Consider the following 17,266-nt stretch of genomic DNA (forward strand, 5'->3'; position numbering starts at 1 on the left):
ATCAAATATACTTGAACTTAAAAATTTTATGTCATGACTTAGGACAGAACCAAATTATTGTTGTATAGTAGTGTTAAGCATAATAAAAAGCCTCCTAGAGTATTTGTTTCAACTATATTTTACCACTAGGGGGCTTTTTTTATTCAATTTCGTCTACTAAAACTTTACGCGGTCTTCGTGCATGTAGGCTGATTACCTAAAAGCACTGGAAGGAAACTCCTTCATGAATCGTCTTTTATTCGTCATTTTCATTGTGCCTACAGGTACAGTCAAAAAGGTGCTTAAGAAGTTACTTAAGTCTTTACTTGAGGAATAATTAAGTGCCAGGTGCTATCTTCGGATAGTACCTTTTTTATTTTTTAGCGCTTTATTCCCCTATTTCAATAATTCCTGGGCACGGATAATTTCGGCTTTGATTTGAGCAAAACCAGTGCCACCTAAAGAGTTTCTTCTTTCAACGGCCACCTTGCTTTCCAAAGCTTGATAGACGTCAGCTTCAATTAAAGGTGAAATTTCTTGATACTTCTCCAAAGGAATCTCCTGTAACATCGTATCAGTTTGAAGACCAGACAACACTAATTCTCCCACAATTTCATGCGCCTGTCTAAATGGCATCCCCTTATTAGCGAGATAGTCGGCTAATTCCGTAGCGTTGGAGAAATCCCTTTGCGTAGCTTGAGCCATCTTCTCCTTATTAATAGTCGCCGTCGCTAACATTTCCTTCAGCACCTTAATGGCTGGCAGGATCGTCTTGACCGTGTCAAAGACCCCTTCTTTATCTTCTTGCATATCCTTATTGTAGGCCAAAGGCAAAGACTTCATAACCGTCAAAAGCCCCATGAGGTTGCCATAAACCCGCCCCGTTTTCCCACGGACAAGTTCTGCCATATCTGGATTTTTCTTTTGCGGCATAATTGAAGAACCAGTCGCATAGGCATCTGAGAGTTGAAGGTAATTAAATTCATAAGATGACCAAAGAATGATTTCTTCACACAAACGGGATAAGTGCATCATCAAAATTGAGGCATTGCTGAGAAATTCCAAGGAAAAATCCCGGTCGGACACAGCATCTAAACTGTTATGGTACACCTCCGTCAAACCTAACTTTTGGGCGGAAAATTCCCGGTCAATGGGAAAAGTCGTCCCTGCCAAGGCAGCCGCCCCTAGAGGTGAAATATCGGTATGTTGGTAATTGAATTCAAAGCGCTCCACATCTCTTTGTAGCATATTGAAATAAGCCATGAGATAGTGGGCATAAGACAAAGGTTGTGCGTGTTGCAGGTGCGTGTAACCCGGCATAATAGTCTCGACATTTTCTTGGGCTAACTTCAAAAGCACAGCTTGAAAATCTTTAAGTTCAGCAATAATCATTCCCAAACGTTTCTTCAAATACAGGTGCAAATCAGTGGCCACTTGATCGTTACGACTCCGTGCCGTGTGGAGTTTACCGGCTACCGGTCCAATTTCATCAGTCAGAATTTTTTCCAAATTCAAGTGAATATCTTCATTCGCAATGGTAAAATCTAGCTCACCTTGCGCCAATTTGGTTTGTAGCTTGTGCAAACCCGCCGTAATTTGGGCGGTTTCTTCCGTTGTTAAAATCCCGGTCTGACCTAACATGGCTACGTGAGCCAGCGAGCCTTCTAAATCTTCAGCGGCCATGGCTTGGTCGAATTGAATGGAGGCACCAAAGGCTTGTACCCAGTCGGAGGCCTCAGCGGTAAACCGCCCACCCCAAAGTTTATCCGTTGCCATAATTATTCACCTTGATTCTTCGCTTGCACTTGAGCAGAAACTTGCGTTGGTAAGCCCCAAAGTTTAATGAAACCTTGCGCTGCTTCTTGGTCAAATTCGTCGGCTGAAGTATAGGTAGCCAAGTTCTTATCATATAAGGAGTTCGCTGACTTCCGTCCTAAGATAATAATATTACCCTTGAAAAGCTTTAACTTGATTTGGCCGTTAACTACTTTTTGACTTTCCGTCACGAAGGCCTTCATGGCTTCCATTAATGGTGAGAACCAAAGAGCATTATAAATCAATTCCCCAATCTTTTGGTCGATTAAAGGCTTGTAGTGACCTAAATCACGTTCAAAGGTAATGTCTTCTAAAGCTTTGTGAGCCTTCAATAAGACGGTGGCTGCCGGTGCTTCGTAAACTTCCCGAGACTTAATCCCAACTAAACGGTTTTCGATGTGGTCAATCCGACCAATGCCATGCTTACCAGCTAATTTATTTAAAGTCATAATGATTTGGGCCGGTGTCATTTGTTCATCATTTAAAGCTACTGGAATCCCCTTCTTAAAGGTCAAGACAATTTCATCTGCTGTATCCGGCGTATTTTCCAAGGCTTGGGTCATATCAAAGGCATCTTCTGGCGCTGAGACCCATGGATCTTCTAAAATACCAGCTTCATTCGCCCGCCCCCAGATGTTAGCGTCAATAGAGTAAGGACTATCCAAGTCGATTGGCACAGGTACATCGTGTTCCTTAGCGTAGGCAATTTCTTCTTCCCGTGACCAGTGCCAATCCCGAATTGGCGCTTCAACCTTCAAACTTGGGTCCAAGGCGTGAATGGCAACTTCAAACCGGACCTGGTCGTTACCTTTCCCAGTACACCCATGCGCAATAGCAGTTGCACCTTTTTCATGCGCTAATTCCACTAATTTCTTGGTAATCAAAGGCCGGGACAAGGCAGAAACCAATGGATAAATACCTTCATAAACTGCATTGGCTTGTAAGGCAAACATCAAGTAGTCTTTGGCAAATTCTTCTTTAGCATCTAAAACATAAGCTTCACTAGCCCCTACCTTGAGAGCTTTATCATGAATAAATTGTGGATCTTTATCTTGTTCACCAACATCAATACAGCATGCAATCACATCGTAACCTTTATCTTTCAACCAAGGAATGGCTACTGAAGTATCTAATCCACCGGAATATGCTAAAATAATTTTTTCATTCTTCATATTATAAGTCCTCTTTTCATTTTTATTCATTAATTCTGAAATCTATATTTTTAATTTACATCGTTTATGCATTAAAGTCAAGAAATATTTAATGTTTTTTGTATAAATATCCCAAAATATTTTTTCTACTATAGAGAAACCATCTCATTTTTGTTTATACTCAATATTATAATTTTTATTCAAAAATATTGAATTTTTAGGTTGACTTTTGCATAAAATATCGTTAATATGAATTTCATCAACTTAAGAAGTAGAGGTGAATGTAATGAAAATTGCACTTGTTGGGGTGACGGGTTATACCGGCGCCACCCTGTTTAAACTCCTAAAACAACATCCAAAGGTAGATGAAGTCCGCTTGTACGGGCGATCTACTCCTAATGATGATGAATTAGCAGCACTTTTACCGGGATTCCGTCATCTCAGTTTGCATATTCATGAATATTCATCTGTGAATATTATGCAAGAATGTGACTTAGTTTTCTTTGCTACACCAGCTAAAGTTACCAGTCAATTGGCCTTAGACTTTATCCAAGCTGATTTCCCCGTGATTGATTTATCCGGAGATCTCCGTCTTAAAAACTCCGCTGACTACGAACGCTACTATCAAGCTCCCGCTGCTCCAAACCAAGCTTTGCAGGCCGCTTGCTATAATTTAGCGGATTTAAGACAGCCTCAAAGTAATTACATCGCTAACCCTGGTTGCTATGCCACAGCGACCTTGCTAGCCACAATTCCTTTATTAGCTGCCGACTTAATTGACCTTGACTCTTTGATTGTCGATGCTAAATCAGGGCTTTCAGGGGCGGGTAAAAAACTAACGACCTCTTCGCATTATGCCTATATTAATGAAAATTCACTTCCATATAAAGTAAACCAACACCAACACATTCCGGAAATCATTCAGGAACTCCAAACATGGCAACCAGCATTCAAAACCTTGCAGTTCACAACAACTTTAATTCCCGTTACGCGGGGAATTATGGCTTCGGTTTATGCCAAACCTAAAAAGCCTCTCAGCCAAGCTGAGCTTTACCAAACTTTCGCGGACTTCTACCAAGATAAACCCTTCGTCCGTGTCTTAAAAGATGGCTTCCCTAGTCTTAAAGAAGTGGCTTATTCAAACTACACCGATATTGGCTTGGCCTATGATGAAGCAAGCCATACGATTTTTATCTGTAGTGTAATCGACAACCTAATGAAAGGTGCCAGCAGCCAAGCCATCCAAAATATGAACTTATTATGCGGTTTTCCCCTCGAAACCGGTTTAACTGCTTTACCAACATTTTTCTAAACGAAAGGATTCAAAGATATGAAAGAAATTGATTTTAAATGGCCTCAAGGCTTCACTAGCGATGGGCTTCACATTGGCCTCAGAAAAAAGAAACTTGACTTTGGCTGGCTCGTTTCCGAGACTCCTGCGGCTTGTGCCGGAGTTTACACCACCAACCAATTCTGCGCTGCACCTACAGCTTTATGTAAAAAAATTGTATCCGAAAACCATCAACTTCAAGCCTTGATTGTCAATTCCGCCATTGCTAACTCCTGCACCGGTCAACAAGGGATTGACGACGCCTACGCTGAACAAGACATGGTCGCTGCTAAATTAGGTATTCGTCCTAATTTAGTCGGGGTTGCTTCTACAGGTTTAATCGGGGCCTTCTTGCCTATGGATAAGATTGCCGCTGGTATCGACCAATTGACCCACACGACTTCGGCCAATATTTGCCAAGCGATTTTAACCACCGACACCCATCCCAAAACCATCACGTTAGAATTCGAAATTGAAGGCCACACTTGTTTAATGACAGGATTTGCTAAGGGATCTGGAATGATTCATCCTAAAATGGCGACCATGCTGGGCTTTGTTACTACCGACGTTACTATTGACGGCCTTGATTTACAAGCCCTCTTAAACGAAGAAGTTAACCAAACCTTTAACCAAATTACCGTTGACGGTGATACCTCAACAAATGATATGGTCTTGGTCATGGCTAACGGTCACAGCCAAGCACCACAAATTTTACCAGCGACACCAGCTTACCAAAGCTTCAAGGACGCCCTCCACCAAGTTTTAACCCATTTAGCTCAAGAAATCGCCCGGGATGGCGAAGGAGCCACTAAATTAGTGGAAGCCAATGTTAACGGAGCTCAAACAGCTAGGGGCGCCCAACAAATTGCCAAGGAAATCGTCGGCTCCAACCTGGTTAAGGCCGCTATTTTTGGCCAAGATGCCAACTGGGGACGAATTATCTCCACCATCGGGGCTAGCTCCGTACCTATTAATCCTCAAACTGTCGATATCAGTCTCAACGGTCACCCCGTGGTCCACCACAGCCTGGGATTGGCTTTTGACGAAGCCGAACTCAAAGCCACTTTAAGTGCTGATAAAATTACCATCGACGTTAACCTCAACAATGGGTCCGCCCAAGGGCAAGCCTGGGGTTGTGACTTAACCTATGACTACGTTCAAATCAACGCTTCTTACCGGAGCTAGGGGAGGAATTTTTATGCACCAAGATTTAGTCATTATCAAACTCGGCGGCAACGCCCTCTTAGATTTATCCGCCACCTTTTTTCAACAATTACATGCTCTCAAAGCTGCTGGTCACAAAATCATCCTCCTACACGGCGGGGGGGCTATGATTTCAGACCTCAGCACCCAACTTAACTTACCGGTTAAAAAAGTCGCCGGTATCCGTGTAACCGATGAAGCGACTCTAAAAGTTACCAAAATGGTGCTTTTGGGACATATGCAGCCCCTCTTAGCTCAAAAACTCAGCCAGGCCGGCTTCAGCGTAACTTGCCAAAATGCCGCTATGAACCACCTTTTAACTGGTGAATTCCTAGATTTTGAGACTTACGGTTATGTCGGGACCATCACCCAAGCCAATCACGAAGCCCTCTTAAACTTCGACAGTGATATTTTAATCCTGGCTCCCCTGGCTCTCACGCCTGACGGCCACTGGCTCAATGTCAACGCCGACCAGGCAGCTTGTAATTTAGCCGCTATGTTACAAGTTAAACAACTTTACTTATTAACCGACGTTGCCGGTGTCTTAAATCAAGGCCAGGTTCTACCTTCTTTGAATCAAAAAGAAGCCTTAGCCCTCTGCCAAAAAGAAGTTATTACCGCTGGTATGCAGCCTAAAATCAAGGCCGCCTTCCAAGCCAAACACGCCGGCGTCCAGCACGTTTTTATTACCAACACCCTCCAAGCGAGCGGAACCAGTATTCAATAATTGAGGTGATTTTTATGCAACATATTTTTCCAACTTACAACCGTTTTCCTTTTGAAATTGTCGCTGGCGATGGTTACACCCTAAGTGACCAAAATGGCAAAAATTATCTGGACTTTACCAGTGGAATTGGGGTCTGCAACCTGGGGTACAACCACCCAATTTTAAACCAAGCCGTTGCGCAACAATTAAACCAGGTTTGGCATACTTCTAACCTTTACAATAGTCAACTTCAAGAAGCCGTTGCTACTATGTTAGTTCCAGACGAAAGTTATCTGGTTAGTTTTTGCAATTCTGGTACTGAAGCTAACGAAGCAGCTTTAAAACTCGCCCGTAAATCCAGCGGCAAGCAAACTATCTTAGCTTTTGACCACTCCTTCCACGGCCGAAGCTATGGTTCTCTCTCCGTTACTGGAAATTCCGCTATCAAAGTTGGCTTCGGAGAAATGTTACCCGGGGTAATCTATGCACAATTCAACAATTCCGCTGCCCTAGACCTTATCACTCCAGATTTAGCCGCAGTCATGCTAGAAGTCATCCAAGGTGAAGGCGGGGTAAACGTCGCTGACGCTGACTGGCTCCAAGCCGTGGCTGCGAAGTGCCAAGAAAGTGGTGTCTTGTTAATTGTTGATGAAGTTCAAACAGGAATGGGACGGACTGGTAGTAAGTATGCCTTTCAACAATTCGGCATCGAACCCGATATTTTCACCCTAGCTAAAGGTTTAGCTAACGGAATTCCTGTCGGTGCCATGGTCGGAAAAGCTAAACTAGCCTCCGCCTTTGGTCCCGGTAGTCATGGTTCGACTTTTGCTGGCAATCCTTTAGCCATGGCCGCTGCTAAAGAAGTTCTTCAAATTATGGACCAGGACTTCCTGGCCTGTGTCCATGAAAAAGGTCATTTCTTCAGTACTTATCTCCAAGATAAACTTACTCAGCTAGATTGTGTTACTGATATTACTGGTTTGGGGATGATTCAAGGAATTCACTTAAAAGAAACTGTTCCTGTTGGTCAAGTAATCTTAGACTTACAAGCCGCTAGGCTATTGACAATCTCTGCTAAGAATAATACTTTGCGTCTCTTACCACCATTAACTATGCCCGCTTCTAAGCTCATGGCTGGTTGCGACCTAATTCAAGAAACCCTCGTTAATTATGCTAAGAAAGGAACTGCCAATGAATAATCACTTTTACCAAAAATCCTGGCTGAAAGAAATCGACTTCAACCAAGCCGAACTAAATTACTTAATTGATTTTGCCCTCCACCTCAAGGAGCTCAAGCAAAAAAATATCCCCCACCCTTACCTCCAAGGCAAAAACATCGCCCTCTTATTTGAAAAAACTTCCACCCGAACCCGCAGTGCCTTTACCGTTGCCGCTAATAACTTGGGGGCTCATCCCGAATTTCTCGGTAAAAACGACATCCAGCTAGGCAACAAAGAATCTGTCGCCGACACCGCCAAGGTTTTAGGATCTATGTTTGATGGCTTAGAATTTCGTGGCTTCAAACAAAGCCATGTCGAAGACCTGGCCCGTTATAGCGGGGTACCCGTCTGGAATGGACTGACTGATGACTGGCACCCCACTCAGATGATCGCTGACTTTATGACCCTTAAAGAAGTTTTCGGTAAACTTGAAGGCCTGACTTTAACTTATGTTGGAGATGGGCGCAATAACATGGCTAATAGTCTTTTGGTAACCTCTGCTATTTTAGGTGTTAACTTCAAGCTTGGTGCGCCCCAAGACCTCCAACCCGCTCCTGAAATCGTCGCCTTAGCCCAAAAACAAGCCCAACTAAGCGGAGCTGAAATCTTAATTACTGACGACCCCAAAGAAGCTGTCCAAGGTACGGATGCCATCTACACCGATGTCTGGATTTCTATGGGAGAAAACGTGGACCCCAAGGAAAGAATTAGCCAACTGTTACCTTACCAGGTTAACCAAGAACTTCTAGCTGCTAGTGGTAAGAGTACCACCATCGTCCTCCACTGCCTACCGGCTTACCATGACCAAAATACCAGTCAAGGCCAAAAGTTGGCCAACGAATTTGGTCGTAGTGAACTAGAAATTACCGATGAAGTCTTCTTAGGCCAACAATCTTACGTTTTCCAAGAAGCAGAAAACCGTCTCCACTCCATTAAAGCTATCATGGCCGCCACTTTAGGCGAACTCTTCATCCCCAAAGAATTTTTCAATGACCGTTTAAAATCATCCGAAAATTTTGTTGAGTAAATGGATAAATTTTAGCTTTTAATCCATAGTGATAACTAAGTTAAGCTATTATTTTTATTGATTTTCACCTCCTTATTTAGTATAGTTATATTATGGTTAAAACATACTCAATTACACAAGGAGAGCGCTATGGCTGAAGATAAAAAAAGAGTAAACATCTATATGAGCGTTGAACTTAATGATAGATTAAAAATACAAGCAGTCAAGGAACATTCATCTGTTTCAGAAATATTATCTAAATTAGCTAAAGAATATTTAGATAAAACAAAATAGCTCTTACAAGCTATTAAGGGGAGCATAAATCCCTCCACTAAAGTAGGAGGATTTACGCTCCTTTTTCATTAAACTGCATAATTATATACAATTTTATCTGCATACTTTTGATAGCAAATTTTTTTATTTCGTATGTAAGCTTATTTTCCTTAGGTTTACCTTGTTTACTTAAATTTTGATAGTTTATTCACCCGCCATAAGAAGAATTTTTGTGTTAGAATTGTTAATAGCGTTTAACGGAAGCGGAGGGTGCAATTATGTTAGAACAACTTTCAACAGAAGAATTAGTACACAAGGTTATGGCCGAAAGACAATGTAGCTTAGAAGATGCTGTCTCGCTACTAATGGAATTAACTAAACCAACAGATTCGTCACTAAAATAATTAGCTTATACTAAGGCTAAAAAAACTTATACTTGAAAAACCTTAAGAAATTTGATTTCTTAAGGTTTTTGATTTTTTCAGAAAAGCTAGTTATTTCCTAGCCTTTAGATGACTAAACAATACCCAATGCGATTTTAGCTTCTAAGCTCATTCGGTCCATAGACCAAGCCGGGGACCAAACCAGGTCAATTTTGCATTCGTCAATACCTTCAACCGCTAAAACAGCCGCCTTAATATTACTTGCTAAAAGTTCTCCTACAGGACAGCCCATCGTGGTTAAAGTCATCTCTACTGTGCAAACCTTAGCTTCAATTTTAATTTCATAGATTAAACCTAAATCAACAATATCTACTCCAAGTTCCGGGTCGATAACTTCCTTTAAGTTGGCTAAGACTGCTTGAACTACTTTTTCTTCGTTTTCTGTCATGAAAGTCACCTCATTTTATTGCACAATGCCTATCCCACAGAACCAACCATTTGATACTTGATTAAGCGGTTCAACTCAACAGCGTATTCCATTGGGAGCTCTTTAGTAAATGGTTCCAAAAAGCCCATAACAATCATTTCAGTGGCTTTTTGTTCGGAAACGCCACGACTCATAAGGTAGTAAAGTTGATCTTCCGAAATCTTAGAAACTTTAGCCTCATGTTCCATAGAAACTTGGGCATTTTTGACCTCATTATAAGGAATAGTATCACTAGCAGAAAGGTCATCCATGATGATCGTATCACATTCAACGTGAGACTTAGACCCTTTGGATTCTTCGTTGAAAACCACCTGGCCGCGATAGTCAACCCGCCCACCGTCTTTACATAAAGATTTAGAAACAATTGATGAAGAAGTATTTTTAGCATTGTGAATCATACGCGCCCCAGTATCAGAATGAATATTTTTACCGGCAAACGCGATTGACAACATGGTTCCATGAGAACCTTCTCCATTTAGATAGACGCTTGGATATTTCATGGTTACCTTCGAACCAAGGTTTCCGTCCACCCATTCCATCGTGGAATTTTTAGAAGTTATGGCACGTTTAGTTTCCAAACTGTAAACATTGTTGGACCAATTTTGGATAGTGGTATAACGACAGTAGCCATCTTCAAGGACATTTACTTCAACCACGGCTGCATGCAAACTGTCTTCAGAATAGTTAGGCGCGGTACATCCTTCAACATAGTTAATTTTCGCGTCCTTATCAACAATAATTAAAGTCCGTTCAAATTGACCAGAGTTTCCAGCATTAATTCGGAAATAACTTTGAACAGGTACATCAAGTTTTACACCTGCTGGAACATAGATGAAAGTCCCCCCTGACCAGACCGCAGAGTTTAAGGCTGCCAACTTATTATCATCTGGTGGGACAAGTTTGCCAAAGTATTGACGTACCAAGTCAGGATATTCTTGAACAGCAGAATCCATATCTGTGAAAACAATACCTAACTTGTCAAATTCTTTTTTCATACTGCGGTAAACTACCTCTGATTCGTATTGAGCTGAGGACCCGGCTAAGTATTGTCTTTCAGCTTCTGGAACACCCAATTTATCAAAAGTCTCTTTGATTTCATCAGGAACATCATCCCAGGACCGCGCCACATGATCAGTCGGTCTTTGAAAGTAAACAATTTTATCCAAATCAAGTTCACTTAGGTCTGGACCATGTTTAGGCATTTCTAACCTTTTATAAATATCATAAGCTTTCAACCGAAAAGCTAACATCCAGTCGGGTTCGTTTTTAGCTTGAGAAATCTTTTTGATAACGTCTTTTGACAAACCCTTCCCCGTAGTCATCAAGGGAGTGAAATTATCTTTAAATCCATATTTGTAGTCATTTCCGATGGCTTTGATTTCGTCATCAATTTGGACTTTTTCTTCTAATTTCTTTTCATCCATTACTTTTCACCTTCTTCGATTGCTTGGTAAATCCCCTTCCAGGCCAGGGTTGCACATTTAATCCGGGCTGGAAAGTCTTTAACTCCTTCTAATAGAAGCGCATCTCCTAAAGTTTCTTCATCAAAGCCTTCTTTGCCAGTAACCATATCTGAAAAAGCCAAGACAGTACGTTTGATTTCTTCGCAACTCTTATTCATAACAACATCCGTCATTAAAGAAGCTGACGCCTTAGAAATCGTACACCCTTGCCCACTAAAAGCCAGATTTTTAACCTTGCCGTCTTTTAGTAAAACTTCAAGGTCTAAGCTATCACCACAAGTCGGATTTTTTAAATGAATCTTATGCGTAAATTTTTCCAAATGCCCATAATGGTGGGGATGCATTGCACTTTCTAAAATCACTTGTCGGTATAGGTTTTGTAGGTCATCAAAAGCCATTTTCAAAAAACTCCTTTGCTTTGATAATTCCTGTAACTAACTTATCACAGTCCTCTTTAGTATTGTAAAAATACAGACTTGCTCTTGCACAAGCTGGGACATCAAGCCAAGCCATCAGCGGTTGGGCGCAGTGATGACCCGCCCGCACAGCAATCCCTTGCATATCAAGAACGGTAGCTAAGTCATGCGGATGAAGACCTTTAAGATTAAAGGAAACAATTCCTGAAACCCGTTTTTTAGGTCCATAAATCTCTAAACCTTCAATTTCTTGTAGACGATTTATGAGGTAAGTGACTAATTTTTCTTCATAAGCTTGAATGTTATCCATTCCTAATTCAGTCAAGTAGTCGATTGCTACCCCTAAACCAATCGCACCAGCAATATTAGGCGTGCCCCCCTCAAATTTATAGGGAGCTTTAGCATAGCTGGTTTCATATAAGCCAACCTCGTCAATCATCTCTCCTCCAAATTCAAGGGGCGTCATCGCATCCAGAAGGTCACTTTTAGCCCATAAGACACCAATTCCAGTTGGACCTAACATTTTATGCCCGGAAAATGCATAAAAATCAAGGTCTAAGTTTTTTAAATCGACTTTCATGTGAGGAGCTGCTTGAGCTCCATCCACCGCAATCAAGGCTCCATTTTTATGAGCTAAGTTTGCCAAAGATTTGACATCATTAATTGTCCCTAAGACATTGGAAACGTGGTTGATGGCCACTAAGGCTGTTTTTTGACCAATCTTTTTATCGGCATCCTTTAAATCTAAACTTCCATCAGTGTTTAAATCAATGTAAACAAGTTTTAAGCCCTTTTTCTTTGCGAGATTTTGCCAAGGAACTAGATTACTATGGTGTTCCGCACAAGATAGGACAATTTCTTGACCCGCTTGAAAATTATTCATTCCAAAGCCCGCTGCGATAAAGTTCAGAGATTGCGTCGTCCCCTTGGTAAAAATGATTTCTTCAACTTTCGGCGCATTTAAGAACTGGGCCACTTTTTTTCGCGCCTGTGCGTAAGCATTGGTTGCTCTTTGGGAGAGATCATACACCCCGCGGTAAACGTTAGCATTGTCATTTTGATAGTAAGCTAGCAGTTTATCAAGCACCACTTGAGGTTTTTGGGTAGTGGCAGCATTGTCTAGATAAACTAGTTCTTGCCCATGCATCTTACTTTGAAGTAAAGGAAAATCTTTTTTGATGTTATCACTTATACTGACCATCATAAACCTTCCTTTCTACCAGCTCACTGAGCTCGGCACGAAATTCTGGTAAAGGAAGTTCGTCAATCACCGGTCCCAAAAAGGCTCTAACAACCAATCTTTGGGCATCTTTACGCGAATATCCTCGGCTCATAAGATAATATAATTGCTCTTCATCAACTTGCCCAACAGAAGCGGCATGACCGGCGTTAACTTCATTATCATCAATTAATAGAATAGGGTTGGCATCGCCACGAGCATGGTCAGATAACATCAAGACCCGGTTTTCTTGCTGAGAGTCACTACCATGAGCCCCATTTAAAATATGTCCGATTCCGTTAAAGACCAAACCAGACTCTCCTAATAAGACCCCATGTTGAAAGATGCGGGCGTAAGTATTTTGTCCGTAATTGGTAACCTTCGTTTCAACGCCTTGCTTTTGAGAGTCAGTCGTAATAGCAATTACCTTGCTGATACCTTGAGCACCAATTCCCTTTAAATCTGAATCAAAATCATTAACTACATTACCGTCATTTAAACATCCCAAGGCCCAATCAACTTCTGCGTCCCGACCAACCGTGGAGATACGTTTTAAGTAAGCCGTCGTTTGTTTAGCCAAGCGGTCAACCGCAATGAATTTCACTTTACTATTAGTTAAGGCTACCACTTCTTCAATAATATTTGCGCAGGATTTTTTCTCACCTAAGCTTTTGCGGTTTTCAAAGTAAGTAAATTCACTATTTTGTCCGGCAACAATCAAAAGGTGGTGGACATATTCCGCACTATGTTGATAAAAAGTAACGGTTAAAGGCTTTTTTAGGCGCACATTTTTAGGAACATAAATAAATAGCCCGCCTTGAAGATTCAAAAAGTGTTCCGCCAAAAGTTGGTTTTCTTTAGGATCACTGGCCTTAGTCATAAAGTACTCTGCAAGTAAATCACTATGTTTATTCAAAGCCTCTTGCCAATCACAAACAATTACCCCGGCAGCTAGTAGTTCTTTAGGAAGGACATTTTTTTGAAGATGACCATCAACTTGAATAATTGTTTGGCTCGCATCATCTGCAACTACAGGAGTAGCGCTGAAAGGGGCAACTTCAGCCATATTTAAGCCCCAATCACTATAGTCAATCTTTGCAAAAGAAGGATTTTTTAAAGTTGGTAATACTTCTAAGACTTCTTGTCTTCTTTTTTCAAGCCAGCTCATCTTATTCACCTTCGTCCGTAAGTTCAATCTCTAAACCAAGTTCATCTCTAAGACCGACATACCCTTCTGCTTCAAGTTTTAAGGCTAAATCAGGACCACCAGTCTTAACAATCCGTCCATCCATCATAACGTGGATAACGTCAGGTTTGATGTAGTTTAAAAGGCGTTGATAGTGCGTGATAACTAAAGCACTGAAATCATCCGAGCGCATAGCATTAACCCCTTTGGAAACAACCCGCAAAGCATCAATGTCTAGTCCAGAATCAATTTCATCAAGCATGGCAATCTTAGGTTTAATCATCATCATTTGTAAAATTTCATTACGCTTCTTTTCCCCACCAGAAAAGCCTTGATTTAAAGACCGTTGCGCCATTTCAGGTTTCATATCTAAGAAATTCATTTTTTCAGCCAATTCTTTAGCAAATTGGCGATAAAAAGCTACTAAAGACCCTTTTTCTTCATCCGACCGGCGAGCTTCAATCGCCCCCCGAATAAAATCAGCATTTGTCACACCGGGAATTTCAGTTGGATATTGCATGGTTTGGAAAAGCCCTAAACGAGCTCGTTCATCAACTTCAAGCTCCAAAATAGACTGACCGTCAAGTAAGATATCTCCTTGCGTAACTTCAAATTTAGGGTCACCCATAATCGTTGAAGCTAAAGTTGACTTCCCAGTTCCATTAGGTCCCATGATGGCATGAATTTCCCCAGCAGGAATGTCAAGGTTTAATCCTTTTAAGATTTCCTTTCCTTCAATATTTACATGTAAATTTTTAACAGTTAGTTGTACCACCGTAATCCCTCATTTCTTATTTTAGGTGCTTATAAAGGTTACTTTTTTGTTCCTCAAACTTGTTAATAGAAATTAAGCCCTCGTCTGCTTCTACTATCGTTTTTTCATTAATCTTTATTATCTCTTCGGCAGTTGAATACGTCATGAGCTTCCCCTATTTATCCTTTGAAAAGTCTAATGCTTCTTTATTTTGAGTAAAACTCCTTTCTAAAATTTCTTAAAAACGGTTGTCTTAAATTGCGGCATAACACACTTCCTCGTAATATATTTATTGTACCAAAGTATATACAGAATCCCAAAAATTACACAGGCAAACTACCAAATTATTATACTGTATTTTTGACCACTAAAAAAAGTCTGCGGGTAAATCAATTACCCACAGACTTTTGTGTACAAAACTATTTTACATTATTACTACGTTTCACAATCCCATCCACAATGTCTTGGATGGTAACTTGGGCCATTTCCTGAAAAGCTGCTTCCTCAACTCGCCGGTAAGCCTCATCTAGCGTAGCTTGAATATTAGCCCCCACCAGACAGTTAGGGTTGGTTTTAGGATCCACATGGAGCAGATTTTGATTCATATCTAAAGCCTGGTAAACCTCTAGTAAGCTAATCTTCGCCGGATCCTTGGCTAAACTTGGCCGTGCGCTACCTTGTCGGGTATTAATCATACCCCCAGCCTTCAAGTCTCGCATTAAATTACGAACCACACTCGGATTTGCCTCAATACTCGAGGCAATCATGCGACTAGATAAATCCGCATCATTTTGGTTAATTTCCAGATAAGCTAAAATATGGATAGCATCACTTAATTTATAAGAAAATTTCATTCTGACCACCTTTTTACAAACTTATCCTTCCATTATAACAAAGAATCTTTAGGCAAGCACTTCTTTGATAGCTTCCACCAAATCGGTTACTGGATGACCTAAGACCTCTTCTAAATCATTTTCAGGATGATTCAAGGAACCATCTGCAATTGGGGCTTGGAAGGAAGCAAAGAGTTCGGCCGTCGCTTGGTCCAAGCCTGAAGTCACCAAATCATCCACATAGGCAGCTTCTGTCAAATGAGCCACGTCAAATTCTTTTCCAGTTGCTTCTTGCAAAGCTTGCGCTAATTGAGCATAGGAACGGATTGGACCTGCAAATTCATAAACTTGCTTAGGATTTTCACTAACTAAAACCTTAACTGCTGCTTCAGCGTATTCTCTTTCCAAAGCCCAACCGGCTTTATCGCTAGCCCAGTAAGTAATTTGTTTCCCTTCAGAACCTGCTTTCAAGAAGTTAATTTCATTTTCTAAATACCAGTTGTTCCGTAAGATACTGTAATTCAAGCCAGAATCTGCTAAGAGTTTTTCTGTTAACTGGTGGTCGCTAGCTAAAGCATTTGGTGATTCTTGGGCGTGAGCAAAGCCGGTGTATGCTACATAAGAAACGCCAGCTTGTTTTAAAGCTGTGACTACATTTTCATGTTGCTGACTCCGAGGAATCGCTTGCCCCGGTTGCGATGAAATGAAAAGCACGCGATCAGCCCCGTTAAAGCTTGTACTAAAGGGTCAACTTCATCATAAGCCGCTTGCCGAACTTCAAACCCTGGAAACATTTGGGTAGCTTTTTCTTCATTTCGTGCGATAACAATCACATTATCTTGCCCAACTAAATCCGCTAATTTCTTAACGGCTATTTTACCAAAGTTACCAGTAGCTGCAGTAATTGCATATTTCATATTCTTTTTCCTCACTTATTGTTTTATTATTTACAAGAATATAATACCACATGTTATTTTAAAGTCAACAACTTTTTGACCATGACATTAAAAAAGTGCTAGCAATCATCTAAAAAGTTGATTACTAGCACTTTTAATTTAATGTTGCGAAGCACCTGATGTTTCGTCAACATCTACTTGCATATTTTTCACCGGGGCACTTGTTGCTGGAACTGCCGTTTCTCCCAAGACAATGCTCCCCGTTGCAGCGTGACGGCCTGCCAAACGACCGAAAGTTTGGGCATGGCTCGCTGCTAAACCTGGCACGCGATCAGGATAGCTACCAAAGAAGAAACCACCACTATCATTGCCCGCCGCATAAAGGTGCTTGATTGGTTCATACTTGTCATTGACTACTTGCATATCATTGTTAACCCGCAAACCGTCAAAGGTACACAAGATGCGGCCCCCTAAGATACATCCATAGAATGGCTTCTTATCCACTGGCGTCAAGCGGTAAGGTTCCTTACCGAAATCTTTATCCATATTGGCCACCACCAATTCATTATTGCGGGCCACCGTCTTTTTCAGATTTTCAACTGGCAAGTGGAGCTTTTCGGCTAACTCTTCAATGGTATCAGCCTTAACCACCAAGCCTTATCGACATATTGTTGGGTATCTTCCATCAATTTTTCAGCACTGGCCATGTAGCCTGGGAAACCTACCCGAGCACAGCCTAAAGTGTGGAATTGCTTGGCGTATTCGCCATAATTATCATCCCAAATTACCGCGTCAACTACCCCCGAACAAGTTCGGGGGCTTGTAACTCACGACACTTGCGTGTCAGTAGTTCAAACGGTTAGGCAAGCCTAATCTCCTACCTTAATGTGGCTACGTTTGGGTGGTTGACAAGCCCCCTTTGTTACTAACAAGTTGATTGCTCAAT

Annotated in this window: 17 protein-coding genes and 1 pseudogene; 7 read left to right on the top strand and 11 right to left on the bottom strand. The window is 41.3% G+C overall.

Going from position 1 to position 17,266, the window contains the following annotated elements:
- Nucleotides 1–375: 375 nt before the first annotated feature.
- Together argH and JCM10991_RS08730 are read right to left on the bottom strand one after the other, a co-directional pair.
- Complete coding sequence (argH, locus tag JCM10991_RS08725; RefSeq protein ID WP_025021198.1) at nt 376–1,755, bottom strand: argininosuccinate lyase; 1,380 nt, start codon at nt 1,753–1,755, stop codon at nt 376–378.
- A 2-nt stretch (nt 1,756–1,757) separates the two neighbouring features.
- The gene (locus JCM10991_RS08730) at nt 1,758–2,966 is read right to left on the bottom strand and encodes an argininosuccinate synthase (protein WP_025021199.1); all 1,209 of its coding nucleotides are present in this window, start codon (nt 2,964–2,966) and stop codon (nt 1,758–1,760) included.
- 265 nt (nt 2,967–3,231) lie between these two features.
- On the opposite strand from JCM10991_RS08730, the gene argC reads away from it, so the two are divergent.
- From argC to JCM10991_RS16190, 7 genes are all read left to right on the top strand, one after another.
- On the top strand, nt 3,232–4,257 hold the full coding sequence (argC, locus tag JCM10991_RS08735; protein WP_025021200.1) for an N-acetyl-gamma-glutamyl-phosphate reductase: 1,026 nt from the start codon (nt 3,232–3,234) through the stop codon (nt 4,255–4,257).
- Between the two features lie 18 nt (nt 4,258–4,275).
- Entirely contained in the window at nt 4,276–5,460 is a 1,185-nt protein-coding gene (gene argJ, locus JCM10991_RS08740) for a bifunctional glutamate N-acetyltransferase/amino-acid acetyltransferase ArgJ (protein ID WP_025021201.1), read from the top strand.
- Between the two features lie 13 nt (nt 5,461–5,473).
- Complete coding sequence (gene argB / locus JCM10991_RS08745) at nt 5,474–6,205, top strand: acetylglutamate kinase (RefSeq protein ID WP_025021202.1); 732 nt, start codon at nt 5,474–5,476, stop codon at nt 6,203–6,205.
- Nucleotides 6,206–6,213: 8 nt separating this feature from the next.
- Nucleotides 6,214–7,383 (top strand): acetylornithine transaminase, encoded by a 1,170-nt coding sequence (argD, locus tag JCM10991_RS08750; RefSeq protein WP_025021203.1) that lies wholly within the window; start codon nt 6,214–6,216, stop codon nt 7,381–7,383.
- Entirely contained in the window at nt 7,376–8,431 is a 1,056-nt protein-coding gene (argF, locus tag JCM10991_RS08755; protein WP_025021204.1) for an ornithine carbamoyltransferase, read from the top strand. The genes argD and argF overlap by 8 nt, the downstream gene beginning before the upstream one ends.
- 129 nt (nt 8,432–8,560) lie before the next feature.
- Complete coding sequence (locus JCM10991_RS14935) at nt 8,561–8,704, top strand: ribbon-helix-helix domain-containing protein (RefSeq protein ID WP_081781982.1); 144 nt, start codon at nt 8,561–8,563, stop codon at nt 8,702–8,704.
- A gap of 257 nt (nt 8,705–8,961) precedes the next feature.
- Nucleotides 8,962–9,087, top strand: a complete 126-nt coding sequence (locus JCM10991_RS16190; protein ID WP_263640304.1) for a hypothetical protein — start codon at nt 8,962–8,964, stop codon at nt 9,085–9,087.
- 112 nt (nt 9,088–9,199) lie between these two features.
- On the opposite strand, the gene JCM10991_RS08770 is transcribed toward JCM10991_RS16190, so the two are convergent.
- The 9 genes and pseudogenes from JCM10991_RS08770 to JCM10991_RS13455 form a co-directional block, all read right to left on the bottom strand.
- Nucleotides 9,200–9,514: a metal-sulfur cluster assembly factor gene (locus tag JCM10991_RS08770; RefSeq protein ID WP_025021205.1), complete on the bottom strand. Its 315-nt coding sequence runs from the start codon at nt 9,512–9,514 to the stop codon at nt 9,200–9,202.
- Nucleotides 9,515–9,543: 29 nt separating this feature from the next.
- Nucleotides 9,544–10,977, bottom strand: coding sequence for a Fe-S cluster assembly protein SufB (gene sufB, locus JCM10991_RS08775; protein WP_051527999.1), 1,434 nt, complete (start codon nt 10,975–10,977; stop codon nt 9,544–9,546).
- Nucleotides 10,977–11,414 carry a Fe-S cluster assembly sulfur transfer protein SufU gene (gene sufU / locus JCM10991_RS08780; RefSeq protein ID WP_025021207.1) on the bottom strand — a complete coding sequence of 146 codons (438 nt, stop codon included), beginning with the start codon at nt 11,412–11,414 and terminating at the stop codon, nt 10,977–10,979. Before sufU ends, sufB begins: the two co-directional genes overlap by 1 nt.
- Entirely contained in the window at nt 11,404–12,633 is a 1,230-nt protein-coding gene (locus JCM10991_RS08785) for a cysteine desulfurase (protein WP_025021208.1), read from the bottom strand. Before JCM10991_RS08785 ends, sufU begins: the two co-directional genes overlap by 11 nt.
- A complete protein-coding gene (sufD, locus tag JCM10991_RS08790) occupies nt 12,617–13,819 on the bottom strand; it encodes a Fe-S cluster assembly protein SufD (RefSeq protein WP_025021209.1) in 1,203 nt (400 codons plus the stop codon). Before sufD ends, JCM10991_RS08785 begins: the two co-directional genes overlap by 17 nt.
- Before the next feature lies 1 nt (nt 13,820).
- Nucleotides 13,821–14,612, bottom strand: a complete 792-nt coding sequence (gene sufC / locus JCM10991_RS08795; RefSeq protein ID WP_025021210.1) for a Fe-S cluster assembly ATPase SufC — start codon at nt 14,610–14,612, stop codon at nt 13,821–13,823.
- Nucleotides 14,613–15,010: 398 nt separating this feature from the next.
- Nucleotides 15,011–15,445, bottom strand: a complete 435-nt coding sequence (locus tag JCM10991_RS08805; RefSeq protein WP_025021211.1) for an Rrf2 family transcriptional regulator — start codon at nt 15,443–15,445, stop codon at nt 15,011–15,013.
- A gap of 48 nt (nt 15,446–15,493) precedes the next feature.
- Nucleotides 15,494–16,341, bottom strand: a pseudogene (locus tag JCM10991_RS13450) (NAD(P)H-binding protein).
- Between the two features lie 138 nt (nt 16,342–16,479).
- The gene (locus JCM10991_RS13455) at nt 16,480–16,971 is read right to left on the bottom strand and encodes an FAD-binding protein (protein ID WP_025021212.1); all 492 of its coding nucleotides are present in this window, start codon (nt 16,969–16,971) and stop codon (nt 16,480–16,482) included.
- Nucleotides 16,972–17,266 lie beyond the last annotated feature (295 nt).

The organism is Ligilactobacillus equi DSM 15833 = JCM 10991 (assembly GCF_000615765.1).
Lineage (GTDB): Bacteria > Bacillota > Bacilli > Lactobacillales > Lactobacillaceae > Ligilactobacillus > Ligilactobacillus equi.